This is a genomic window from Anaerolentibacter hominis (assembly GCF_032380675.1).
Lineage (GTDB): Bacteria > Bacillota > Clostridia > Lachnospirales > Lachnospiraceae > Anaerolentibacter > Anaerolentibacter hominis.
The window spans coordinates 512,561-534,721 of record NZ_JAWDIX010000001.1 but is presented as its reverse complement, the minus strand read 5'-3'; the positions used below and the strand labels follow the sequence as shown (position 1 = coordinate 534,721).

Annotated in this window: 26 protein-coding genes, 1 pseudogene and 1 other annotated feature; of the genes and pseudogenes, 12 read left to right on the top strand and 15 right to left on the bottom strand. The window is 45.4% G+C overall.

Annotated elements, in window-relative coordinates:
- Positions 1-309: 309 nt before the first annotated feature.
- Positions 310-1,710 (top strand): YfcC family protein, encoded by a 1,401-nt coding sequence (locus ABCW47_RS02340; protein WP_343208260.1) that lies wholly within the window; start codon positions 310-312, stop codon positions 1,708-1,710.
- 29 nt (positions 1,711-1,739) lie between these two features.
- Here ABCW47_RS02340 and ABCW47_RS02335 read toward each other — a convergent pair whose 3' ends face one another.
- Positions 1,740-2,000, bottom strand: coding sequence for a hypothetical protein (locus ABCW47_RS02335; RefSeq protein ID WP_343208259.1), 261 nt, complete (start codon positions 1,998-2,000; stop codon positions 1,740-1,742).
- Between the two features lie 191 nt (positions 2,001-2,191).
- Between ABCW47_RS02335 and ABCW47_RS02330 the strand changes: the two genes are divergently transcribed.
- Positions 2,192-2,524 (top strand): helix-turn-helix domain-containing protein, encoded by a 333-nt coding sequence (locus ABCW47_RS02330; protein WP_343208258.1) that lies wholly within the window; start codon positions 2,192-2,194, stop codon positions 2,522-2,524.
- Between the two features lie 353 nt (positions 2,525-2,877).
- On the opposite strand, the gene ABCW47_RS02325 is transcribed toward ABCW47_RS02330, so the two are convergent.
- Positions 2,878-3,639 (bottom strand): DUF1287 domain-containing protein, encoded by a 762-nt coding sequence (locus ABCW47_RS02325; protein WP_343208257.1) that lies wholly within the window; start codon positions 3,637-3,639, stop codon positions 2,878-2,880.
- 223 nt (positions 3,640-3,862) lie between these two features.
- Between ABCW47_RS02325 and ABCW47_RS02320 the strand changes: the two genes are divergently transcribed.
- The 3 genes from ABCW47_RS02320 to ABCW47_RS02310 all read left to right on the top strand — a co-directional run bounded on the left by ABCW47_RS02320 (position 3,863) and on the right by ABCW47_RS02310 (position 6,202).
- Positions 3,863-5,050 carry a sensor domain-containing diguanylate cyclase gene (locus ABCW47_RS02320; RefSeq protein ID WP_343208256.1) on the top strand — a complete coding sequence of 396 codons (1,188 nt, stop codon included), beginning with the start codon at positions 3,863-3,865 and terminating at the stop codon, positions 5,048-5,050.
- The gene (locus ABCW47_RS02315; RefSeq protein ID WP_343208255.1) at positions 5,047-5,784 is read left to right on the top strand and encodes a response regulator; all 738 of its coding nucleotides are present in this window, start codon (positions 5,047-5,049) and stop codon (positions 5,782-5,784) included. The genes ABCW47_RS02320 and ABCW47_RS02315 overlap by 4 nt, the downstream gene beginning before the upstream one ends.
- Before the next feature lie 112 nt (positions 5,785-5,896).
- On the top strand, positions 5,897-6,202 hold the full coding sequence (locus tag ABCW47_RS02310; RefSeq protein ID WP_343208254.1) for a type II toxin-antitoxin system RelB/DinJ family antitoxin: 306 nt from the start codon (positions 5,897-5,899) through the stop codon (positions 6,200-6,202).
- A gap of 224 nt (positions 6,203-6,426) precedes the next feature.
- On the opposite strand, the pseudogene tnpA reads toward ABCW47_RS02310, so the two are convergent.
- The 9 genes and pseudogenes from tnpA to trpE form a co-directional block, all read right to left on the bottom strand.
- Positions 6,427-6,660 (bottom strand): annotated as a pseudogene (gene tnpA, locus ABCW47_RS02305) (IS200/IS605 family transposase); the annotation flags it as partial.
- 293 nt (positions 6,661-6,953) lie between these two features.
- Complete coding sequence (locus tag ABCW47_RS02300) at positions 6,954-8,120, bottom strand: immunoglobulin-like domain-containing protein (RefSeq protein WP_343208253.1); 1,167 nt, start codon at positions 8,118-8,120, stop codon at positions 6,954-6,956.
- A gap of 17 nt (positions 8,121-8,137) precedes the next feature.
- Entirely contained in the window at positions 8,138-8,908 is a 771-nt protein-coding gene (gene trpA, locus ABCW47_RS02295; RefSeq protein ID WP_343208252.1) for a tryptophan synthase subunit alpha, read from the bottom strand.
- A complete protein-coding gene (gene trpB, locus ABCW47_RS02290) occupies positions 8,901-10,085 on the bottom strand; it encodes a tryptophan synthase subunit beta (RefSeq protein WP_343208251.1) in 1,185 nt (394 codons plus the stop codon). Before trpB ends, trpA begins: the two co-directional genes overlap by 8 nt.
- A 6-nt stretch (positions 10,086-10,091) precedes the next feature.
- Positions 10,092-10,751, bottom strand: a complete 660-nt coding sequence (locus tag ABCW47_RS02285) for a phosphoribosylanthranilate isomerase (RefSeq protein ID WP_343208250.1) — start codon at positions 10,749-10,751, stop codon at positions 10,092-10,094.
- Complete coding sequence (gene trpC, locus ABCW47_RS02280) at positions 10,748-11,536, bottom strand: indole-3-glycerol phosphate synthase TrpC (protein WP_343208249.1); 789 nt, start codon at positions 11,534-11,536, stop codon at positions 10,748-10,750. Before trpC ends, ABCW47_RS02285 begins: the two co-directional genes overlap by 4 nt.
- A 27-nt stretch (positions 11,537-11,563) precedes the next feature.
- Entirely contained in the window at positions 11,564-12,580 is a 1,017-nt protein-coding gene (gene trpD, locus ABCW47_RS02275; RefSeq protein WP_343208248.1) for an anthranilate phosphoribosyltransferase, read from the bottom strand.
- A 30-nt stretch (positions 12,581-12,610) separates the two neighbouring features.
- Positions 12,611-13,219, bottom strand: a complete 609-nt coding sequence (locus ABCW47_RS02270) for an anthranilate synthase component II (RefSeq protein ID WP_343208247.1) — start codon at positions 13,217-13,219, stop codon at positions 12,611-12,613.
- On the bottom strand, positions 13,216-14,679 hold the full coding sequence (trpE, locus tag ABCW47_RS02265) for an anthranilate synthase component I (protein WP_343208246.1): 1,464 nt from the start codon (positions 14,677-14,679) through the stop codon (positions 13,216-13,218). The genes ABCW47_RS02270 and trpE overlap by 4 nt, the downstream gene beginning before the upstream one ends.
- A gap of 198 nt (positions 14,680-14,877) precedes the next feature.
- Positions 14,878-15,124, bottom strand: a binding site (T-box leader).
- Between the two features lie 288 nt (positions 15,125-15,412).
- On the opposite strand from trpE, the gene ABCW47_RS02260 reads away from it, so the two are divergent.
- From ABCW47_RS02260 to ABCW47_RS02230, 7 genes are all read left to right on the top strand, one after another.
- Positions 15,413-15,775, top strand: a complete 363-nt coding sequence (locus ABCW47_RS02260) for a BlaI/MecI/CopY family transcriptional regulator (protein ID WP_343208245.1) — start codon at positions 15,413-15,415, stop codon at positions 15,773-15,775.
- Positions 15,776-16,377: 602 nt separating this feature from the next.
- Complete coding sequence (locus tag ABCW47_RS02255) at positions 16,378-17,874, top strand: ATP-binding protein (RefSeq protein WP_343208244.1); 1,497 nt, start codon at positions 16,378-16,380, stop codon at positions 17,872-17,874.
- Between the two features lie 38 nt (positions 17,875-17,912).
- On the top strand, positions 17,913-18,626 hold the full coding sequence (locus ABCW47_RS02250) for a response regulator (protein WP_343208243.1): 714 nt from the start codon (positions 17,913-17,915) through the stop codon (positions 18,624-18,626).
- Positions 18,627-18,785: 159 nt separating this feature from the next.
- Positions 18,786-19,445 carry a hypothetical protein gene (locus tag ABCW47_RS02245; RefSeq protein ID WP_343208242.1) on the top strand — a complete coding sequence of 220 codons (660 nt, stop codon included), beginning with the start codon at positions 18,786-18,788 and terminating at the stop codon, positions 19,443-19,445.
- A gap of 201 nt (positions 19,446-19,646) precedes the next feature.
- Entirely contained in the window at positions 19,647-19,931 is a 285-nt protein-coding gene (locus tag ABCW47_RS02240; protein WP_343208241.1) for a hypothetical protein, read from the top strand.
- Between the two features lie 133 nt (positions 19,932-20,064).
- Entirely contained in the window at positions 20,065-20,448 is a 384-nt protein-coding gene (locus ABCW47_RS02235) for a hypothetical protein (protein WP_343208240.1), read from the top strand.
- Positions 20,449-20,460: 12 nt separating this feature from the next.
- Positions 20,461-20,814 carry a hypothetical protein gene (locus tag ABCW47_RS02230; protein ID WP_343208239.1) on the top strand — a complete coding sequence of 118 codons (354 nt, stop codon included), beginning with the start codon at positions 20,461-20,463 and terminating at the stop codon, positions 20,812-20,814.
- Positions 20,815-21,001: 187 nt separating this feature from the next.
- Here ABCW47_RS02230 and ABCW47_RS02225 read toward each other — a convergent pair whose 3' ends face one another.
- From ABCW47_RS02225 to ABCW47_RS02210, 4 genes are read right to left on the bottom strand one after another with little or no spacing between them, the layout of a single operon-like run.
- Positions 21,002-21,169, bottom strand: coding sequence for a hypothetical protein (locus ABCW47_RS02225; RefSeq protein WP_343208238.1), 168 nt, complete (start codon positions 21,167-21,169; stop codon positions 21,002-21,004).
- Positions 21,170-21,180: 11 nt separating this feature from the next.
- Positions 21,181-21,396, bottom strand: a complete 216-nt coding sequence (locus ABCW47_RS02220; RefSeq protein WP_343208237.1) for a hypothetical protein — start codon at positions 21,394-21,396, stop codon at positions 21,181-21,183.
- Between the two features lie 11 nt (positions 21,397-21,407).
- Positions 21,408-21,770 (bottom strand): hypothetical protein, encoded by a 363-nt coding sequence (locus ABCW47_RS02215; protein WP_343208236.1) that lies wholly within the window; start codon positions 21,768-21,770, stop codon positions 21,408-21,410.
- A gap of 38 nt (positions 21,771-21,808) precedes the next feature.
- The gene (locus tag ABCW47_RS02210) at positions 21,809-22,150 is read right to left on the bottom strand and encodes a hypothetical protein (RefSeq protein ID WP_343208235.1); all 342 of its coding nucleotides are present in this window, start codon (positions 22,148-22,150) and stop codon (positions 21,809-21,811) included.
- Between the last annotated feature and the right edge of the window lie 11 nt (positions 22,151-22,161).

Below are 22,161 nucleotides of genomic sequence, written 5' to 3'. Positions count from 1 at the left end.
TTCGCCCGTTTCATACTCATTAAAACAAACGATAAACAATTAAACAGACAAAAAAACATCTGAAAGAACACAATATCCCAGGCAATAAGCCTGGGATACCCAAAATTCATATTCTTTTGACCAGAAAAGTATAGCATGGAAAAAGGAAAAATGCAAATCGTTGAAAATGACTTGTAAATTTTCCCGGTTACTCTATAATTTAACATAGGTTTTATGATGCATGGAAATTTTATAAGCACCGTTTATACAGTGTCCGTGCAAAGTGCTGTTCTACATCCTAATCTTAATACATAATTATGAGAGGTTACTATGAATCAGGAATCATTAAAAATATCCAAAAAGACTTTTATTACGTCGGTCGCTGTGCTTCTGGCATTAATGCTGTTTGCAGGTATCCTGACACAGGTTGTACCCCAGGGGCATTTTGAGCGGACTGTAAATGACGGCAGGGAGCTGGTTGTCCCGGATTCCTATAAGTTGGATAATGATGCCTCACCCATGAATTTCTTCCGGGTATTCCTTGCTCCGGCGGCGGTCCTGTTCAGCGAAGATTCCATGACAATTATCGGAATCATCATATTTCTTGTCCTGATCAGCGGCGCCATCGGCCTGTTGAATAAGCGGGGTGTCACTTCCTACACGGTGGCCCGCACCGCTTTAAAATACCGGAATAACAAATACCGGGTTCTGCGTCTGGTTACCCTGGTATTTATGATATTCGGCGCGGTGATCGGAGCATTTGAAGAGTGCACTACTCTCGTGCCATTTACTATTGCTCTGGCTCTGGCCATGGGCTGGGACGAGCTGACCGGACTCGGTATGAGTCTGCTGGCCGCCGGTTTCGGATTTGCGACCGCTGTCTGCAATCCATTCACACTGGGTGTGGCACAGGGAATTGCAGGTCTGCCGCTTTATTCCGGAATTTTATACCGGATTCTGGGCTTTCTGATTGTATATGGAATATTAACAGCATTTCTGGTCGGTCATGCGAAAAAGACAGAGGATACCGCCAGAACAGCCAATATGGACTTTGCTCCGCATCAGTCTCACAGTATGGATACGGCCATGAAAATTTTTCTGGGCTCCCTGGTCTGTATGCTATTAATCGTTCTGCTGGGGCTTGCGGTGCCTGCCGTGTCCGATTACTCTTTGTTACTTATGGTTCTGCCGCTGACTGCAGGAGCATTTCTGGCTTCTAAAAAAGCAGGAGGGGCAGGTTCACTGGTGAAGGATTATTTTTCCGGAATCGTGGGAATGCTGCCGGCCATCCTGATGATACTCATGGCCTCCAGTATTAAACTGATCATCAGCGAGGGACAGATTCTGGATACTATTTTATATTATGCTTCTGAAATAGCGGCAAGTGCCGGAAGCGGGCTTTGTGTTATCATCATGTATCTTTTTGTCCTAATCCTGAACTTTTTCATCGCATCCGGTTCAGCTAAGGCATTCCTTCTGCTGCCGATCCTGACTCCTCTCGCGGATCTGGTAGGGGTTACAAGACAGACAGCGGTTCTGTCATTTTGTTTTGGAGATGGTTTCAGCAATGTATTCTTCCCGACCAACCCTGTACTGTTGATTTGTCTGGGGCTTGCGGGTATTTCATATGGAAAATGGGCTAAATTTACGTGGAAGCTGCAGGCCGTTATACTGCTTGTCACTTCTCTTCTGCTGCTTGGTGCTCATTTCGTTGGCTTGGGGCCCTTTTAAAAGATGTGAATATTTTGAAATAGATTGGTTCATGATTTATCATTCATATCTGTATGTTTACTCTCTTGCTTGATGAAGGCTTCCAGGTCTTTATCAAGCATTTCTTTTTCATAAGGCACACCGGTCTCACCATATTGTTTATATAATTCCCTCAGTCTTTCAGGGTTATCTGCCCTGAGTAAAAAGCATGGCATATCTTCATATATACATTCAAAAGGTATGGTACTGCCTTGCCGGCTCCATTCGTTCAGACAGTCCAGACAACGCTTCTGTAATGGATTTCTTTCCATCTCATCTCTCCTTTTCTAATATTCTGATTTGGTCACCGAGAGACGGACTGCGCGCTTTCACGGTTATAATTTTTCTACAGCAGTCCGCAAAAATAGTTTACTATTTTTCGTATTATAAATCAACTTTCGTCTTGTATATTGTTTTTATATCTAAAATTATACACTAAACTATGGGAAAGGAGTGGTGGAATATGTTTGTAGATTATGTAGAATTTGGCAGAAGAATTGCCAAAAGGAGAAAAGAACTCGGTTTTAAACAATACGAAGTAAATGAAAAGGCTGGTCTTTCCGACAAGTATTTATCCAGTATCGAAACTGCCAGAAGTATACCAAGTATTGATGTTATGATGCGCATCTGTGAAGCTTTAGATATTACGCCAAACTATCTGCTGCTCGGTGCTCAGGACCCGGAAGAATCTGATCCGATTAAACTTCTTGCTGACAAGGCAAGATCACTTTCGCCTAAGAAATTGTCACTTTTATTATCCTATATCGATTGGATTAACAGCCAGGATATTGACTAACAAAACGTTCGCTTCGGCGGACGTTTTATCATATAGGAAACTCTGTTCCTGCATGACCGAAGCCCACTGTCAGACCATATTCGTGCCAAACGGAAGATGCCGCTACAGCGTCCGGCCGGCGCGGGAATGTGTCTCTGTCATATTTTTCTTTCCTGCATATCTCCTGACTCTGCAGAATGAATTGCTGTGCCTGACAACCATTCTGCATTATGTGCCGGTATTTATAATTCCGGATTTTCACGGCCGGGTATATTCTCTATAATCTTTACTCGTAATAACCACCGCAAGGGCTACGACTGCCTCCATCCTTTTGTATGTTGATCTACCCCGATTATAGCATCCTTGTCTTTATACTATTTCAAATTCATCTTTTCTTGTTGAAATGCAATGATATAAATTTTGTACCTCTGTCCGTTCAGCATTGTTCGACAGTTCAGAAGAGGCTCCATTTTGCTCCCATCAATCCGGTAGTGCCCGGATATGGCATGGAGCATTAGTGCTGCCTCTTCCCGATTGGGCCTTCCCCCATGGTGAATAATATACGGGTAGCCGTTCCTGTCTCTTTTGTCAGAGACAACAGCAATATGGCTGATGCCGTAGACAACAATATCTCCCGGCTGCCATTCTTTGATCTGGTCCGGGTCAGTGGCAAGAGATAGTGCATATCTTTCAAGAAAGAGTTTCAGATTCTTTACTCTGCGAAAATCAATGTGGGGATCTGGTTCCCCTCCACCGCCAAAATACAGCGCGCCGTGTTCTCTGATATCCTGATCCACCATCGCTTTCAGATCGTAACCTGCCGCTTCAAAAGCTTTCCAGATTACATCGGTACAGACGCCTTCCCCCTCCGGCGGATATCCTCCAATATAATATGCACTTTTGTATACCGGCTTTGTCTCCACATATGCTCTGGCTCCAAGCATCAGGTCTGTCCAGTCATCTACGCCGTCTCCGTCGTGATCATAAGGAGATCGGATCGTCTCAATCCCGAAATCCTCCGCCCGGTAGGTGCGCTCCGGCAAAAGATGATAAAAGTCCAGAAGAGACAGCATGCTCACAGTCAGAGCCGCCGCTATAAAGAGAATCACCATACAGAAAGGTCGCCTTGCTTTCATTTCATGCCATCCCCGGCCGATTTATTCCCTACTATATGCGTTTTCTCTGGTTTTATTCGGCCCTGTACTCTTCCTTTACCGTAACCCCTATGTTATACTGGACTCACAATACAATCCGCCGAGGCGGAGGAAACAGGAAGGGCTGCAGCATTTTTCTGCTATACCGGAACTTGTACTGCTCCGGGTCGGAAGGGTGTAAAACAATGTACACAGGAAAAATAAGATGGCGCAACGCATAAAAAAGAAAAAATTCCAAAGAGTAGATTTCCAGGTTTCTATCTTCGTTTCACTGCTCTGCATTGCCACAATACTGGTTATTTACCTGTTTAACTACAATCTGACCTATCACGATATGCTTGATTCTCTGAAAAAGCAGGTGAACTCGATCTATCAGTATGTAGAATCCAGTGTGACAGAAGAAACATTTACTTCGATTGCAAATGAAAAGGATATGGAGACCGCTTCCTATTCCCAGCTTAAGACTCTGCTTGAACAAGTCCGTGATATTACCGGTGTAAAATATCTCTACACCGCCACCCGGACCGGAGACAATCAGCTGATATATGTCGTCGATGGTCTGGATGAGGCTGCGGATGATTTCAGAAAACCCGGCGATCCCATAGAGGAAGAAATCCGGGATGATTTAAATCAGGCCATGAACGGCCATACGGTACTGCCGAATGACATCCTGCACACTTCCTGGGGCGATATTTTCATCGTTTACTATCCCATACATGGAAACAGCGGCAATGTCATCGGTGCTCTTGGTATAGAGGTGGACGCCTCCCATCAGTATAAAACATACCGCACTCTGCGGGCCGGCACCCTGTGCAGCAGTATTCTGGTTGTATTTGTGGCGGTTGTTATTTCCGTTCTGATGTTCCGGCGTATTTCCAATCCCTTTTATAAGGACATAGCTAACACAGACTATCTCACGAGATGCAAGAACAGAAATGCATTTGAGATAGATATCAATAACAGTATCCGATCGGGAAGACAGACGAAAAACACGATGATTCTATCGGTGGATTTAAATGGTTTGAAACAGGTAAATGATACATTTGGACATGATAACGGAGACCAGTACATCAAAGCTGCCGCCTCTGTTCTGGAAGAGGCAGCCGGCAAACGCTTCATTGTGTATCGGATGGGCGGGGATGAATTTCTGCTTCTGGGTGAAGCAGACGGCGAACGGGAAGTCAATGCCCTTGCCCGTCAGATCACAGAGTCGATCCAGCATATGAACGACAGGAACATTTATCCTTTTTCCCTATCCGTGTCCTATGGCTTTGCCTTTTTCGATCCCGATACAGATCAGACCCTGCATGATACCTATCAGCGCTCAGACCGCTCTATGTATCAGATGAAACGTGAATACTACGCAAAAGACAGTTATGGGTACAGAAAATGAACAAGCCTCTGATATTGATAATTGACAAAGACAAATCGGTGAGAAACCTGCTTGCAGCCGCTCTTGATCTGCAGGGTTTCCCCTATCATACCGCCTCCACGGGCAAAACCGGGATGCTGGAAGCGGTCACACAGCAGCCGGATCTTATTCTGATAGATCTGGACCTCTCGGACATGGACGGACTGGAGATCATCCGGAAGGTGCGCATCTGGTCTCAGATCCCGATTATGGTGGTGAGCAATAACGGCGAGATTCCGGATAAAGTTGCCGCTCTGGACGCGGGGGCCGACGACTATCTGGTAAAACCATTCAGTATCGAAGAACTGCTGGCAAGAGTCCGGGCCGCACTGCGCCGTACAGTGGCTCCCCAGGAGTCGGATCAGATCTTTTCCGGAACGTTCCAAAACGGCGGTTTAAAGATAGATTACTCTGCCGGAGCCGTCTTTATAGATGGCCGGGAAGTGCATCTGACCCCAATCGAGTACCGGCTGCTCTGCCTTCTGGCAAAGCATGCCGGAAAGGTGCTCCCCCAAAGCTATATTTTAAAAGAAATCTGGGGAAATGCCCTGCCCGGGGACACACCTTCTCTCCGGGTATTTATCGTGACTCTCCGGAAAAAAATAGAGAAAGACCCTTCCCACCCTCAGTATATCCAGACCCATATCGGTATCGGTTACCGGATGAATGTGCTGGACGATGAGGTAAAAGAGTCTGATAAGGAATCCGATCTGTAAATTTGATGTTGTATCATTTTCTGTCTCTATGATTTCATTTTTCCATTTGCTTGCAAACGCTTGCATTTATCTTTAAAGGTGGGTATACCAAAGAAAAAGGAGTGTGATACAAATGGCAAATACAACTGCGGTATATGCGTGCATTGATACGGATTTAAAAGAAAATGCTGCAACTATACTAAACCAGCTTGGCATTTCCCCATCCAGTGCAATTCAAATGCTTTACAGTCAGATTGTCCTCACAAGGGGACTGCCTCTTGACCTTCATCTTCCGTCCGCGAAGCCAACTGCAATCGGCAATATGAGCCGTACAGAAATAGACGCCGAACTCAAAAAAGGAATGGAATCCCTAAAATCCGGCAAATCCTATACGGCAGACGAGGTTGACGCAGAACTGGCGAGGGAGTTTGGCATATGAACGACTCTTACAAAGTCATCTACTCTCCCGAAGACTTGGATGATATCCGAAACATCTATTCCTATATTTCCTTTGATTTGAAAGTTCCCGATACCACTAAAACCAGGTAGACCGCATCCGAAAGGAGATACGTTCTCTTGACTTTATGCCCCTGCGGCATGCTATTGTAGATTGGGAACCGTGGAGAAGCATGGAAATGCACAAGGTTCCCGTGGATAATTTTGTCCTACAAAACTTGATACGCTTATACTTGGTGGTATTTCGATCTGCATATGCGCATGATCGTTACACATTTCTGCTTCTACTATGTGCGCGCCTTTTCTTTTGCACAATATACTCAGTATATTTGCTATATCCTGTTTCAACTGTCCATATATTATTTTTCTTCTGAATCTCGGTGCAAAAACCAGGTGGTACTTACAATTCCATTTCGTGTGTGATAAACTATTCTTGTCCATGTGACAACCTCCTTTGATTGTTTCATGCGGTTGGCGAACCTGCATGTATTTATCACAGGAGGTTTTTCTGTAAGCTGAAGCGATGCTGACTCACCTGCATAGCAAGTGGTTTATTTGTTTTCGAAGTTTTGTTTTTCATATCGCAAAAAACTCCTCAATGAAAACAGGCCCTTGGCCAACAATAAAATCAGTCTTCAGCTGCAAGGCTAAAGACTGATTTTTCTGTCCTATTCGGTTCTTCTATTATACCCTTTAACGCTATCACGTTATACCACTGGGGTTTGCTAATAGCCTTATCTTATTATTACTTCTAATGCCTTTTCCTGATATTTTTCCGGATCGTCTGTCTGAATATAGTACCTCTGGATAACACGGTAGCGGCCGGGAACCAGAGGCGCATAGCCACTAAGATTTAATGCAAACGCCCTGCTCGTATCGGCTGGAAAAGGTATATGAGTAAAGACGGCAAATCTCTCATAGGTTATATTGCTGTACAGCTTGGGGACAGAATACCATCTTCCTTTATAAAAGAATTCAAATCCCATCTCATCGTCATAATACACTTCCCGGCCCGTATCATTGTGACAGCAAAAGGTAATCCTCTCATCCCGAACGGAAAAAGAATCTGATGTAGGTTCCGGCTGTAATTTTTGTTTCAGTGCGGGTATGTTAATTCCGGTCGAATTCTGATCTGCCGGCTGGAGCCTGTCCGGGATCAGCTCATTCATCGGAGTGATGACGCCCTCCTCCATGATATAGAAATACTCCGGCAGTCCTTCCGGAAAAAAGTTCTTCTCAAGCCACTGCCTACCCTGCACTGATAATATAGAAATATGATACCTGTATTGCCCGCGCTCACAAATCAGCGCCATCTGAATTTCACGTTCCATGTCAAACCTGTTCGTTCGGATCTGCAGGACGTTCCAAGACAGCTGAACGGCACCGGGATACTCCGCCTCATATGCTCTCAGTTTATCATAAAATTCTAGAAAAGCGTCTGGAAGCGGGTCCCGTAGATAAGTGCCCGCCGCCACATCAAATTCTCCATCCGTATCAGTCAGCCGGAAATCGCCGGAGCGAAACAGATCGTCTTGTAGCAGCTCCGAGGTAATGAAGCGTTCCTTCTCCTCATCCAGACCATAGACCGGCAGTACATAGCATGCGAGCCCTGTGTCCCATGCAACTTTCTGAAATGCTATATTTTTACTGATAATTCCATAGGCATATTCATATTCAAAAAAGCATGGATACTCGTATTCGTCTGCCATGTATACCGTAGGCCATGATACATCCAGAGGATGCTCCTTCTCATAGGAAGCGGCCATCTGGTTCAGCTTTGTCTGAAACTGGTACAAACGCGTCTCGTCAAGACTCTGTTCTTCAGATGGCTTTTCCGCTTTACTGCAGGCAGTCAGGATAAGGAGTAAGGTAAAAATCATCATAAGCGATATTTTCCTCATAAACATGCTCCCGACGCTTATACAATAGCCTGTTTCATTTTTCTAACATATTCTTTCACCGGTTCCACGCTGTCTTTCCCATATTCACCGACTATTTTCACAATAGCACTTCCCACGATCACTCCATCTGCAACCGCTGCCATCTTAGCCGCCTGTTCCGGAGACGCGATGCCAAATCCTACCGCGCAGGGAATCGTTCCCGCTGCTTTTGCAATCTGTACCATCTCGCCGATGTCGGTCTTTATCTCACTGCGCACACCGGTAACACCCAGGGAGGAAACGCAGTACAAGAATCCTTCTGCTTCCTTCGCAATCATTGAAATCCGGTCACGGGATGTAGGAGCGATCAGAGAGATCAGGTCAACACCATAATGGGCACATACACCGCCAATCTCCTCCTTCTCCTCAAAAGGCAGATCAGGCACGATAACGCCGTCCATGCCGCATTCCTGGCAGCGCTTCATAAACCGCTCTTTTCCATACGTATAAATGGGGTTTAAGTATGTCATAAACACAAGCGGCACCGTAACCTTATTCCGTACCCGTACCAGCATGTCAAACAGTTTATCCGTCGTGGTCCCATTGCCAAGGGCACGTATATTTGCCTCCTGAATCACAATGCCCTCCGCGATCGGATCGGAAAAAGGTATCCCGATTTCAATCAGATCGGCTCCGGCCTCTGCCATCCCCACAATCAGGTTTTCCGTCGTCTCAAGGTCAGGGTCTCCCCCTGTGATGAATCCAATAAAGGCTTTTCCATTCTGAAATGCTTCTTTTATCCTACTCATAGATGTCCACCCCTCTGTATCTGGCAATCGCGGCCACATCCTTATCACCCCGGCCGGAAATATTGATTACAATGATCTGATCCTTATCCATCGTCGGAGCCAGTTTCCTGGCATAGGCTACCGCATGGGCGCTTTCAATAGCCGGAATAATCCCTTCGGTCCGGGACAGATATTCAAAAGCTTCCACTGCCTCCCCATCTGTAACCGGGACATAGACGGCTCTCTTTTCATCCGCCAGCATGGCATGCTCCGGCCCGATTCCCGGATAATCAAGTCCAGCGGAAATAGAATACACCGGAGCGATCTGTCCGTACTCATCCTGGCAGAAATAAGATTTCATACCGTGAAAGACCCCAACTGTGCCGTTGGCTACCGTCGCCGCGTTTTTCGGATTATCCACACCGAGGCCCGCAGCCTCACAGCCAATCAGCTTCACCGACTGGTCCGGGATAAATTCATAGAACGCTCCCATGGCATTGCTGCCGCCTCCCACGCAGGCAATGACGGCATCCGGAAGTCTGCCCTCTTTCTCCATTAATTGTTCCTTAATTTCTTTCCCGATTATCTTCTGGAAATCCCGCACAATCATGGGAAACGGATGGGGCCCCATGACAGATCCCAGCACATAGTGGGTATCATCCATACGTGTCGCCCACTCCCGCATCGTCTCATTTACCGCATCCTTAAGCGTCTGCGTCCCGCTGGTTACGGCATGCACCTTCGCACCCAAAAGTTCCATGCGGAACACATTTAAGGCCTGCCGGTCCGTGTCCTCTTTCCCCATAAATATCTCACATTCCATGCCCATCAGGGCCGCGGCAGTTGCCGTCGCCACACCATGCTGGCCTGCCCCTGTCTCAGCAATCACTCTGGTCTTGCCCATCTTCTTTGCCAAAAGCACCTGTCCCAGCACATTGTTAATTTTATGGGAGCCCGTATGGTTTAAATCTTCCCGCTTCAGATATATTTTTGCGCCGCCCAGATCCATTGTCATCTTCTCCGCATAATAAAGAAGCGACGGCCGTCCGGCATAATTTTTCAGAAGATCATCCAGTTCCTTTACAAATTCCGGATCGTTTTTATAGTGTTCATAAGCCCGGTCTACCTCCAGAACCGCATTCATCAATGTTTCCGGCACATACTGCCCACCATAAGGCCCGAATCTTCCTGTCTTCATTTTCCTTCATCCTTTCCTCTCTGAATCACTTCTGCCGGTATGAACCAATTCCACCAGCCGTTTTATTTTCTGTGCATCTTTTCTGCCGTCCAGCTCCGCTCCGCTGCTGATATCGACACAGCAGGGATGGCAGTCCTCGATTGCCTGGAGGACGTTGTTCTCGTCCAGGCCGCCGGCCAGAAAAAATGGTTTCTTTAACTCCGGGATCAGCCTCCGGTCAAAACTCGCCCCGCTCCCTCCATATTGGCCCTTAACGTAAGTGTCCAGCAGAAGCATATCACAAGGGAGCTTCTCCGCCTCGAGGATCTGCTCCGCGGACCGCACCCGCACCGCTTTTACAACCGGGCAGTCTATCAGTTTCTTCAACTGCTCAATCGTATCTCTTGTCTCATCTCCGTGCAGCTGAACCACATCTATGATACCACATTTGCATAATTCGACAATATTCTCTACCGGTTCGTTCACAAAAACCCCTACGGCCTGAATATCAGGATCTAACATTGCCTTTAACGCTTTCGCCTGCTCCGGTTCCGCTCGGCGTCTGCTCTCGGCAAATACAAACCCGATATAGTCCGGCATAAACCGGTTCACTGCCTCAATATCTTCCAGCCTGGTCAGCCCGCAGATCTTAATCCGCACCGGATTCTCACCAAGTATTCCGCTCATCCCGGCAGTTCTCCCTTCAATTCTTTTAGCGTTCTCTTTTTATCCCTGCTGCGCATCAGGGACTCTCCGATCAGACATCCGTTTACCCTGGCTCTTTTCAGGTCCCTGATATCCTCCGGTGTACGGATACCGCTCTCCGCCACAAACAGAATGTGTTCCGGCACCAGCCGGCGCAGTCTGATGCTGTTGCGGATGTCGACGGTAAAGTCTTTTAAATTGCGATTATTCACGCCGATGACTCTGGCCCCTGCATGCAGCGCTTTCTCAATCTCTCTTTCGTCATGGGCCTCCACCAGCGCGCTCATTCCCAGACTGTCACAAATTTCAATGTATTCCCGTATTGTCTCCGTATCCAGAATGGCACAGATTAACAGCACCGCGCTGGCTCCCAGACATCTGGCTTCATAGATCTGATAAGCATCAACGGTAAAATCCTTCCGCAGAACCGGAATGCCGACGCTTTCGCAGATCTCTTTCAGATACCGGTCAGACCCCAAAAAGAATTCCGGCTCCGTGAGCACGGATATCGCGCTGGCTCCCGCCGCTTCATACTCTGCCGCAATGTCCAGATAAGGAAATTCATCCGCAATCAGCCCCTTGGAGGGGGAAGCCTTCTTCACCTCACAGATAAAATGAATGTCAGGCCCTTTTAAGGCACGTTCAAAGAGAAATTCCCGGGATAAAGGTCCCGCCATTGCCTTCGCTTTTATTTCCTCTGGAGAGATTATCTCCTTTGCCTTCTCCACTCTCTTAACAGCTGCCTGCGCCAGTTTATCCAGTATCATCTCCTGTACCTCCTGTTTGCTCTAACCCTATGAAATCTGGTTTGTGGCTTCCTTAAATTCCAGATATTTCTTGTATGCCGCACCGCTGTCAATCAGCTCCTGCGCCATCTTCACACAATCTTCAACCGTACAGTTGTCAATGCCAAGATACAGCCCCATAGCGGCATTTAAGACAACCACATCACGCTTTGGCCCCCTCTCTTTGCCTTTTAGAATCTCCAGCGTAATCTGAGCGTTCTCGTGGGCAGTTCCGCCGATCAGGTCGGAAAGTTCGCAGCGTTTCAATCCAAACTGTTCCGGCGTAATGTCATAGGAATTCAACTTTCCGTACCGGATCTCACACAGATGAGATTCGCCGGTCAGAGTAATTTCATCCAGGCCGTCTCCGCCGCAGACCGCCAGTCCCCTGACCACACCCAGGTTGGAAAGAACCTGGGCGAGCGGCTCAATCAATTTCCGGTCATAAACCCCCATCAGCTGCATCGTTGCTCCCGCGGGATTGGAAAGCGGCCCTAAAATATTAAAGATCGTCCTTGCTCCCAGTTCTCTGCGGACAGGCGCCGCATATTTCATAGAGGAATGATAAAGCTGAGCAAACATAAAGCACATACCCGTTTCATCCAGCACCTTCTCACACTGTTCCGGCGTCAGGTCGATCCGGATACCGAGCTTTTCCAGTACATCCGCGGCTCCGCTCTTGCTGGACACGCTCCGGTTGCCGTGCTTAGCCACCTGTACGCCTCCTGCCGCCACAATAAAGGCAGTAGTGGTGGAAATATTAAAAGTTCCCACTTCATCCCCGCCGGTTCCAACAATATCTATGACCTCCCGCACCGGGTTGATCTTGATTCCTTTTTCCCGCATTACCGCCGCACACGCGGTAATTTCATCCACGGTTTCCCCTTTTAATCTCATAGCGGTCAGAAGACCTCCCATCTGAGCCTGCGTTGCTGTTCCGTCCATCATTTCTCCCATAACGGTTTTCATGGTATCAAAATCCAGATCGTGTCCGTTAACCACCTCATATATCGCCTGCTGTATCATAACACATTCACTCCTTTTCCCCATTCTCTTTTATTCTGCTTCTTCTGCTCTGTCAGGCCCTTTCTGCGGGCTCTCTATTTTCAGGAAAGCTTCCAGTATCTCTCTGCCTTCCGGTGTTAAAATCGATTCAGGATGAAACTGCAGTCCGTAGACAGGGTAGTTTACATGCTCTACTGCCATCACTTCTCCATCCTCATCTTCCGCAGTCACTCTAAGTTCGTTCGGCAGGGTATCTCTCCTGGCAATCAGAGAGTGATATCTGGCGGCGTCAATCTCACCAGGCAGACCGCCGAACAGCTTCGATCCTCCATGCAGCCTGATTCTGCTCTTCTTGCCATGCAGCAGATGCCTGGCTCTTTCAATCCTGCCCCCGAATACCTCACAGATTGCCTGATGTCCCAGACATACTCCAAGGATCGGTACGTTCCCTTTCAGTTTCTCTATCACTTCTTCACAGACCCCTGCATTTTTCGGATAGCCGGGCCCCGGAGATAATATAATGTGACTTGGCTGCAGCCGCCCGATCTTCTCAACGGACATATCGTCATTCCTAATTACCCGGATATCCGTCCGGATGCTTCCGGCCAGCTGCACCAGGTTATAGGAAAAGCTGTCATAATTGTCAATGAATAAAATCATCCGTTTTCCACCTCCCCGGCATCTCTTATGGCATTCATCACGGCCAGTGCCTTATTATATGATTCTTCATATTCCTTCTCCGGCTGGCTGTCGGCAACAATCCCGCCGCCGGCCTGCACATAGACCTTATCTTTCTTTTTTACCGCCATCCGTATGGCGATGCAGGTGTCCATATCCCCGGTAAAGTCTAAATATCCCAATGCTCCTCCGTAAATCCCCCTCGGTTCCGGTTCCAGCTCCTCGATAATCTCACACGCCCGAATCTTCGGCGCTCCGGAAAGAGTTCCTGCCGGCAGCACCGCCTCAATGGCATCCACCCCGTTTTTACTGTCCAGAATGTCGCTTTCCACCTGGGAACAGATGTGCATAATCTTGGAATACCGGTGAATCATCATATACTCTGTAACCTTAACGGAGTTAAATTTAGAAATCTTACCCAGATCATTTCGGCCCAGGTCAACCAGCATATTATGTTCCGACAGTTCTTTCTCATCCGCCAGCAGCTCCTGTTCCAGCCTCACATCCTCCTCAGGAGTCTTCCCTCTGGGTCTGGAGCCGGCTACCGGAAACGTAGTCAGCCTTCCTTCCCGCAGCCTTACCAGCGTCTCCGGGGAAGTGCTTATGATCTCCTCCCCCTCCATGTTCATGTAAACCATATAGGGAGACGGATTCGTGATACGAAGAACCCGGTAGGCGTTGATCAGATCACCTCGGTACGGACTGGAAAATCTTCTGGAAATCACTGCCTGAAAGATGTCACCGTCCCTTATATACTCTTTTGTCCTCTCCACAAGCCGGCAGTATTCCTCCTTACTTAAATTACAGGAAAATTCCGGAGTCTCTGCTTTCTCGGTTTCCGGCAGAGGGCCGGGCTCCCGTATCTTCTCTGCCATCTGCTCCATGCAGGCTGCCGCCTTCTCATAATTTTGTTTTATATGATCTGTCTTCATATTTACAATCAGACAGATCTTTTGTCTCAGATGATCATAGGCGATCACCTTATCAAAAAGCATCACATCATAGTCATTAAACTCCCCTGTCTTAATCTTTAATGTAGGTTCGGCATAACCGATCATACTATAGGCAAAATATCCTACAAATCCTCCGGTAAAAGGAGGCATATCAGGAAGCTTCGGCGCCTTATATCCATCGAGAATCTTCTGGAGCAGAGCGAGCGGTTTCCCGCTTCTTACTGTCCGCGTATTTCCCTTTTCCCGTATCGTAATCAATCCATCCTTTAACGTCACACGCATTACCGGATCGTATCCGAGAAAGGAGTATCTGCCCCATTTTTCTCCGCCCTCCACGCTCTCCAGCAGATAATAGTTGCTGCTCACAGCGGACAATTTCCGCAGGAGGGTGATCGGTGTAATAACATCCGCATAGATCTCCCTGCAAAGAGGAACCACAGAGTAGTCCTCTGCCAGTTTTTCAATGATTTCACAGTTTGGCTGAATCATATTGACTCTCCTTTCTTTGCGTCTCACTGATGGATGAAACATAAGCCTTCATTATTTTGAAAGAACAAAGCATAGTCAGCTTCGCTGACGTTCTCCTCTTACGCGAGTGCGCACACGCAATTGCGCATAGAATATTTTTTATTACATAGGAAAGTTTGGAGAACTTTCCTATGTAATAAAAAAAGGCTTCTGTCCCCTGCAAGGGACAAAAGCCTGACACTTCTGCGATACCACCCAAATTGATGTATTTCTACATCCACTCACTCACATACCATCATATGCGCCTCTCTGATAACGGACGAGGTCCCCCGTCAGCATCTACTCCCTCGCGGTTTCAAACTGCCCTCGCAAGCCCATTCAGTAAAATCCCATCTGCACCCTCACACCAGCCGGCTGCTCTCTGAAAAATGTTCCTAAACTTACTCTTCTTGCTCATCGGTTTACTTACTTTAAAATCTTTTTCACAGTATAATCCTGACAAAAACGAATGTCAAGAATAAATTTGGATACGAAATAAGATATCCGTACTTGAATTCCATTGTAACTGCAGGTAAACGTTCTATCCTGCCGCGATTTCTAGTCTATCCTATGCAGCAGTATAACAATATTTACTAATAAAAGAGAATATTTCCGTCTGAACCAACTTGCTTTCTTTGGTCTATAATGATAGACTAATTGTAAATCGATGTCGGATAAACACGAATATCGTCTTTTACAGGAGGTGAATTGCAAAATGCTGGATCTGGAACTGTGCAACAGTGAACTGAAATTAGCGGCCGTGGTGTGGGAGCATGAGCCCCTGGGCAGCGGAGAGTTGGTGCGCCTCTGTCAGAGCCAATTGAATTGGAAAAAATCTACAACCTATACCATATTAAAAAAACTGTGTGAACGGGGGATACTGAGAAACGAAAACACCATCGTTACTTCCATCATTAAGCAGAAGCACATACAGAAATTTGAAAGCCGCCGCGCGGTGGATACTCTGTTCAACGGTTCTCTCAGTGATTTTCTTGCAGCGTATCTGGAGGACCGGACCCTGGATAAAAAAGAAGCGTCTTCTATAAAGAGGTTAATTGATCAGTGTCAGAAGGAATAGCACACGTTTGTTGTAAGTCTGCTAATTACCTGATGAAGAGTCATGGAATAAAGAATAAAATAGGAACGAGCATCGACTATACCTGCTATCGACACTCGTTCCTAACTAACGTTGTCCATTGGACTTCTCCTTTTGAGAAATATCTCACCTTTTGTTCCGCTTTCTCGTCGCGAAACGATAACTTACGTTCTCGGTGGTCTATACCTCTCTTTCTTGGATTCACAAAACTTATTTGTTTTGTTGTATTTACTATAATATACCGCAACGGATTTGTCAATACTGTTTTCGAATAAATTTTATGTATTTCCATAATATATTTTTTATTTTATTATAAACATTTTTATTCTCATATTCATGGTATTTATCTGTGTTTTATTTATTTCATCAGATTATTATTAGTTTATTTATAATTAAAATAATCTTAACGGAATTTTTATAGGGTAATCTGGCGTTTTGCGGTTATCTATTGTATACTTTTCATAATGAATCATCTATGATATAAGATTCCGGCAAACGCAGGGAGAGGTATTGCCTCTTCTTTTATTTTTTCACACTTTATTCTGTCCCGTTCCTATCATATGCCAGTTGAAGGAGGATTTTCAATGCGCCGGTTAAAAGACGGTTTCAAAACACTGCTGCTTATGGCAGGCGCCACTATTTTGTCCTATCTGTTCATTCGAATCACCGGCAATACGATGAATACAACAGTCTTTTATATACTTGCCATTATTCTGGTTGCCAGATTTACCGACGGCTATTTCTGGGGTATTCTTGCGTCGGTAACCGGTGTTATCGGAGTAAACTACTATTTTACTTACCCCTATATGGCGCTGGATTTCACCAGAAGCGGATATCCCCTGACCTTTCTGGGCATGCTTGCTATTTCTCTCTTTACCAGCACGCTGACCGCCCACATTAAACGCCACGTTCGTATAACGGCCATGCGGGAGCAGCGTATGAATCAGCTCAATGATGTCAACCGGCAGCTTCTTGCCGCGGAATCGATCGATCAGATTATTACTCTTACTCTCCGCTTTGTTCGTGAATTCACTAATTCCTATGTTGTATTTTATGAGAAGGAGCCATCCGCCAGCGGCCCGGTTCATGACAGCGGCTCTGAAAATGAAAGCAAAGATTTATTCTCCCTTCCATCAGAGGTTGCAGCGGCAAGATTTTCCTATGATTCCAAGACTCCGGCTGGCGTAGGCACAGCCAGCCCTCTTATGACGGAATGTCTTTATCTTCCCCTACTTTCTCATGAGAAGATATGGGGAATCCTGGGAATACATTGTCCCGGCAGAGAAGCCTTCAGTTCAGAAATAATTTCCTTTCTAAGCCTGACGATCTCCCAGGTAGCTATGGCTCTGGAACGGCAGCATCTGGCAGAGGAGCACCACAAATTAGCTGTTGAATCAGAAAAGGAAAAGATGCGCTCCAATCTGCTGCGGGCTATCTCCCATGATCTGCGCACACCCTTAACCAGTATCATCGGTTCCAGTGCTACCTATATTGAAAATAATGATTATCTGGATCAGGAAAAAAGGGATAATCTTGTAACGCAGATACATGAGGATGCCAACTGGCTGCTGCACATTGTGGAAAATCTGCTCACAGTGACACGTATCCGCCAGGACGGCGCCAGAGTGAACAAGATACCTGAGCCAATGGAAGAAGTCGTCTCGGAAGCAGTCGCCCGGACAAAAAAGAGATATCCGGACATAGCCCTTAAAATCACTCTTCCCGAAGAATTTCAGATGGTGCCAATGGATGCCACACTGGTCGAGCAGGTTATCATCAATCTGCTGGAAAATGCCTATAAATACGCAGGCTGTACGATACCAATCGAACTCCAGGTGGTTTATAAAGACGGAAATGCCTGGCTTTCCGTGAAAGATTACGGGCCAGGTATACATGCCGAACACCCGGAATCTATTTTTGACGGCAGCAGTTATTCGAAAAATAGAAGTACTGATTCATCCAAAGGTATGGGAATCGGGCTTTCAATCTGTAAAACAATCATCAATGCTCATGGCGGAGAAATATCGGCCGCCAACCATGAAAACGGAAGTATTTTTACCTTTCGTCTTCCGCTGTCCTAGGCAAACTTTAAAAAGAAAGGAATCAGGTGATAAACGTTATGATAACAACAACTGTCCTCATCGTAGAAGACGAAAAAAACATCGGTAATTTTATTGCCACCACTCTTGCTGCCAATGACTATAAAACCATAACCTGCACCACGGGAAAGGAGGCACTTTCCATTGTCGCTTCCCACGGGCCGGACCTTATACTGCTGGATCTGGGGCTGCCGGATATCGACGGTATCGAGGTGTTAAAATCCATCCGCTCCTGGTCTCTGGTTCCTATTATCGTAATTTCGGCCAGAACGCAGGAAGAGGAAAAAGTCCTGGCTCTGGATCTGGGGGCGGATGATTATATCAGCAAGCCCTTCGGCTCCTCGGAATTGCTGGCAAGAATTCGTACAGCTCTGCGCCACACGGCCAGAAAAACAAATGGAAACGACAGTCCCCAGTCCGCGACCACATTTCAGGCGCAGGGACTATTCATCGATTTTGAGAAATACCAGGTTTTTGTGGACGGTACAAAAATCCATCTGACCCAGATAGAATTTAAGCTGATTTCCCTGCTGGCCCGAAATTCCGGCAAGGTAATGACATACGATTCCATCATCATAAAAATCTGGGGGCCCTATGCGGAAAGGGATAATCAGATTCTGCGTGTGAATATGGCAAATATCCGCAGAAAAATCGAGCAGAATCCTGCTGATCCCAAATATATTTTCACCGAAGTGGGCGTGGGTTACCGGATGATTGAGGAGGATAGTTTATAATATTCTCAGAACTGCTTTAGGAGTTGAGTTTAATTGAAAAGAAAACTATTTTTGATATTGCCTTCCCTATTACTACTGTTCTTTGTCTGTGTTACAGTGATTAAATACGTCCGGATACGGAATTTTTCATTACTTTCACAGGATATAGAGTACAGTAAATTGACGTTAAACAACAAGGTATTATATCAGAATATAATTCTTTCTTTCCAGAAATACTCGACTAAGCATCCTGTCGATTTTCAGATCGTAGAACAGAATAACGAGACCAGTTATTTTATCCCATCACAGCATCTGTATTTTCGAAAATTAGTATATAATGAGCCGCTAAACAGATTTGAAGTACTAACTACCTGGGTTACAAGGGAAGCACTGGATTGGATCAAAGGATCGATTATTAATCATAACCGTGTTGTATTCTTTTCAGATGACACTTATGAACCTATAGAAGTAAATACGTTAACAGATAAAAAATTATTGACAGAATCCACCTTCAAAACAATAGCACCTGCTTTAGATTGTCCGTTTTATACGGATAAAAAAGCATATTCCATTCCTGACTTGGATTTAGAACCTATTACTATAAAATCCACTGATGCATCTGAAAACTTCCAATTCATCAGTTATGATATTAATCTGGATGGAACCTGGTATGTGGTACCAGATAGAACAAAAAATCCGATAATCATTTTTGACTATCCTGAAACTTACATACTGCAATTCAATTGTTACTATTATGCCTTACCCATCCCTGGAGAATATCGAATATTAGTTTCCGACAGCAAAGGTGTGATCTATGCGTTAGAGTTTCAATTTATTTAAACATGTGCCCATCTTTATTCAGCGGTTATGGAAAATTGTTTTCCGCAAACGACTGAAATCGCGAAAACGGACTCTTCGGAGTCCGTTTTTATTTTGTCAGATAATAAATCTATAACTATGAATTATTTTATCAGCAATTGCCCTTTTATGTCTTTTGATGTATAATAATAGAAATATTTATGAACTGGGAGGGGTGTATTTATGTCAGGCAGACACTGTGAAAATTGCGGTAAAAAAGTAAATAAAGCCGAAATGCTTTGCCCTTATTGTAACCATGTACTTGGAACATGGGCTGGTTCCGCTGCTCCTTCTAATTATGTACCACCCGAGCCTGCGCCGCCTAAAGAAAAACGTCGCCGCATGAAGAAAGAGCTAGCAGTAAATCCAGTTGTAGTAGTGATGGGGTTTATTATAGCGGCTGCAATCGTTCTCCTTCTGATCCGCGCCTATATGGTATATGTGCTCGGCTACCGGTTAACTTTTTAATCAGAATGTCATCAAAACTACCTTGAACGTAAAAATTTTGTCTGCATAAACATAGCAGACTTTTATAATACATTTCATTGTACGATAGTACAATGTGTTTTTGTTGAAGTTTCGATTAGATGAGGCGCGATAAATGAAACAACCAGTTTTTAAACTAGTTCTTTTGGTAGTATTTTTTCTGTGCCTTCTGTTCGCTGGTTTCTCGGTTCACCGCAGTAATTCCGTAAAACCAGATCTTTATATTGTCAGACATGCCGAACGCCAGTTTCGTGTAGAACTGCCGTCGGAGGTAGCTGAACTAACCGATGCAATCGAGCAGGCGAACTTTCATTTTGGTGGATTCACTTTTTTTGCCAAAGGATGTCTTTATCGGGTCAGCAGCTGTGATAAAAAGGGGAAGTTAATTCGAAGTTTTAGCTTACATTCGGGTGGAATATCCTCCGGAAATATTCGGTATAACGGGCAAACAGAAGTATTAGAAGAAGTATTAAATAGATTATCTTCAAAATACCAATGAGAGGAGAGTTTTATGGAAAGGAAAAAGAAACTGAACATTTGTCTGTTGATTGCGTTGATCATCGGAGCCGCCTATTTGATCTACAGTATTGTATACTGGGGCGGTGCTCTGGGAAGCGGAGCAGATGCAGCGGAACAGATTGGTTCCGGAATTGCTGTCGCGCTGGTGACGCCACATTTGATCTGTACCGCGGTGGCAGTGGTTTTCAACGCTTTGGGCCTATTTATGAAAAAAAGAGGATTTGCCCTGGTCGGAGCCATCATGTATACTGTAGCACTTGTATTGTTCCCGGTGTATTTTATGTTTGTAATCGTAGAAATGGTTTTGTCCTATGTAGGATACGGAATCATGAAGAAACAGGGATAGAAAAGCGGCCTAATACGGTGTTGGCGTATTAGGCCGTTATTGTATATTATACAACAATTTAAAAGACGAGGGTAATCTGCAAATAATACGATAGAATGAATTATGTTATATTTTGTTTTTTTATATTCTACCATATCTAATGAACAGATCTATTGTCTATCCCCATTGATATTTAAATTGAATAGAACTAGAGTGTATTTGCTACCGGGGCTTTTGTTGTTATGAGTGTCATCAGTTCGTCGTATTCCACCTGGGTAATCCGGCTCCGGAGTAAAAAGGTATCCAGCATGTCCCGCATCACCGCGGGGTCGTAGTTGCCGGACTGTATTACTTTCTTGGCGTTTTTATAGGTCATGGTTTCTCCTTTCAATTGTTGATTTCGGCCATACAGGCAAGGTATTCGGTGTTTAACTGGACCTGGGCGAGGATGTCACTGTCGCTAAGGGGGACTTCTGGTTCTTCGTATTCGATAATTGGGGCATCTACTATTCCAGATATGTGATCTGCATCTCGTCCAAAATATTTAACTTCATGAAGGATGTTATTTTCGTCTGTATAAGTTTCTGTCTTAATTAATGCCATCGTTCCCCTCCTTAATTTGCCAGCTGTAAAAAATAACGACACCAGCTACTTCCCGCAGAAATTTCCAAGCTTTTTTCAAACCTAAATGTAACTGGACCTGAATCCTGATATACAGGAACCGCATATCCTCCATAATTCGCACCATCAATAACAGGTTGTACGCTATCTGAACTGTTGGACCACACAGAAATCATTCCCTTGCCTCGTACAGTTAATTTATCATATCCATAAGGTACATTCCCTTGAGTTACATTAGGGTACTTGTCTATTTTACTGACTGCTGTACTCAGCTGATTAATTACCTCTGTTATCAGTTCATCCAACGGCACCTCCAGATTACTGTTGACCGATTTCTTTATTTCTGCCCAGCTCATTTCATCATCCTTTCACGTGATCAGGGCTGGGCAGTTACTCACTGGTTGATTTCGGCCATGCAAGCCAAATATTCGGTGTTTAACTGGATCTGTGCCAACAGCTCTTCTGCGGTTGTTTCCCGTACTGGCTCCGGTTGAGGTTCCACCGGCTCCGGGATATATTCCAAAAAGGAATCCGCCTCCGGATCATATACCATGCCCACCCTGATATCTTCATTTTCTATTCGATTTGTTACATCTACTGTATACGCCAGCGGTAGATCAAAGTCATAAAGACCCAGATCCATCCCGCCGATCAGGTTTACGCGGCTGTCCGCCTTGCGCACCTGCGCATAGATTTGTAAGGGGTTTGCCCCCCGAATATTTGTTCTTTTTTTCATTCATTATTTCT

Bases quoted from the DNA above. Each gene is read 5' to 3' on its own strand.
- ABCW47_RS02340 (WP_343208260.1), top strand. From the start codon at position 310: ATGAATCAGGAATCATTAAAAATATCCAAAAAGACTTTTATTACGTCG.
- ABCW47_RS02335 (WP_343208259.1), bottom strand. From the start codon at position 2,000: ATGGAAAGAAATCCATTACAGAAGCGTTGTCTGGACTGTCTGAACGAA.
- ABCW47_RS02330 (WP_343208258.1), top strand. From the start codon at position 2,192: ATGTTTGTAGATTATGTAGAATTTGGCAGAAGAATTGCCAAAAGGAGA.
- ABCW47_RS02325 (WP_343208257.1), bottom strand. From the start codon at position 3,639: ATGAAAGCAAGGCGACCTTTCTGTATGGTGATTCTCTTTATAGCGGCG.
- ABCW47_RS02320 (WP_343208256.1), top strand. From the start codon at position 3,863: ATGGCGCAACGCATAAAAAAGAAAAAATTCCAAAGAGTAGATTTCCAG.
- ABCW47_RS02315 (WP_343208255.1), top strand. From the start codon at position 5,047: ATGAACAAGCCTCTGATATTGATAATTGACAAAGACAAATCGGTGAGA.
- ABCW47_RS02310 (WP_343208254.1), top strand. From the start codon at position 5,897: ATGGCAAATACAACTGCGGTATATGCGTGCATTGATACGGATTTAAAA.
- ABCW47_RS02300 (WP_343208253.1), bottom strand. From the start codon at position 8,120: ATGAGGAAAATATCGCTTATGATGATTTTTACCTTACTCCTTATCCTG.
- trpA (WP_343208252.1), bottom strand. From the start codon at position 8,908: ATGAGTAGGATAAAAGAAGCATTTCAGAATGGAAAAGCCTTTATTGGA.
- trpB (WP_343208251.1), bottom strand. From the start codon at position 10,085: ATGAAGACAGGAAGATTCGGGCCTTATGGTGGGCAGTATGTGCCGGAA.
- ABCW47_RS02285 (WP_343208250.1), bottom strand. From the start codon at position 10,751: ATGAGCGGAATACTTGGTGAGAATCCGGTGCGGATTAAGATCTGCGGG.
- trpC (WP_343208249.1), bottom strand. From the start codon at position 11,536: ATGATACTGGATAAACTGGCGCAGGCAGCTGTTAAGAGAGTGGAGAAG.
- trpD (WP_343208248.1), bottom strand. From the start codon at position 12,580: ATGATACAGCAGGCGATATATGAGGTGGTTAACGGACACGATCTGGAT.
- ABCW47_RS02270 (WP_343208247.1), bottom strand. From the start codon at position 13,219: ATGATTTTATTCATTGACAATTATGACAGCTTTTCCTATAACCTGGTG.
- trpE (WP_343208246.1), bottom strand. From the start codon at position 14,679: ATGATTCAGCCAAACTGTGAAATCATTGAAAAACTGGCAGAGGACTAC.
- ABCW47_RS02260 (WP_343208245.1), top strand. From the start codon at position 15,413: ATGCTGGATCTGGAACTGTGCAACAGTGAACTGAAATTAGCGGCCGTG.
- ABCW47_RS02255 (WP_343208244.1), top strand. From the start codon at position 16,378: ATGCGCCGGTTAAAAGACGGTTTCAAAACACTGCTGCTTATGGCAGGC.
- ABCW47_RS02250 (WP_343208243.1), top strand. From the start codon at position 17,913: ATGATAACAACAACTGTCCTCATCGTAGAAGACGAAAAAAACATCGGT.
- ABCW47_RS02240 (WP_343208241.1), top strand. From the start codon at position 19,647: ATGTCAGGCAGACACTGTGAAAATTGCGGTAAAAAAGTAAATAAAGCC.
- ABCW47_RS02235 (WP_343208240.1), top strand. From the start codon at position 20,065: ATGAAACAACCAGTTTTTAAACTAGTTCTTTTGGTAGTATTTTTTCTG.
- ABCW47_RS02230 (WP_343208239.1), top strand. From the start codon at position 20,461: ATGGAAAGGAAAAAGAAACTGAACATTTGTCTGTTGATTGCGTTGATC.
- ABCW47_RS02225 (WP_343208238.1), bottom strand. From the start codon at position 21,169: ATGACCTATAAAAACGCCAAGAAAGTAATACAGTCCGGCAACTACGAC.
- ABCW47_RS02220 (WP_343208237.1), bottom strand. From the start codon at position 21,396: ATGGCATTAATTAAGACAGAAACTTATACAGACGAAAATAACATCCTT.
- ABCW47_RS02215 (WP_343208236.1), bottom strand. From the start codon at position 21,770: ATGAGCTGGGCAGAAATAAAGAAATCGGTCAACAGTAATCTGGAGGTG.
- ABCW47_RS02210 (WP_343208235.1), bottom strand. From the start codon at position 22,150: ATGAAAAAAAGAACAAATATTCGGGGGGCAAACCCCTTACAAATCTAT.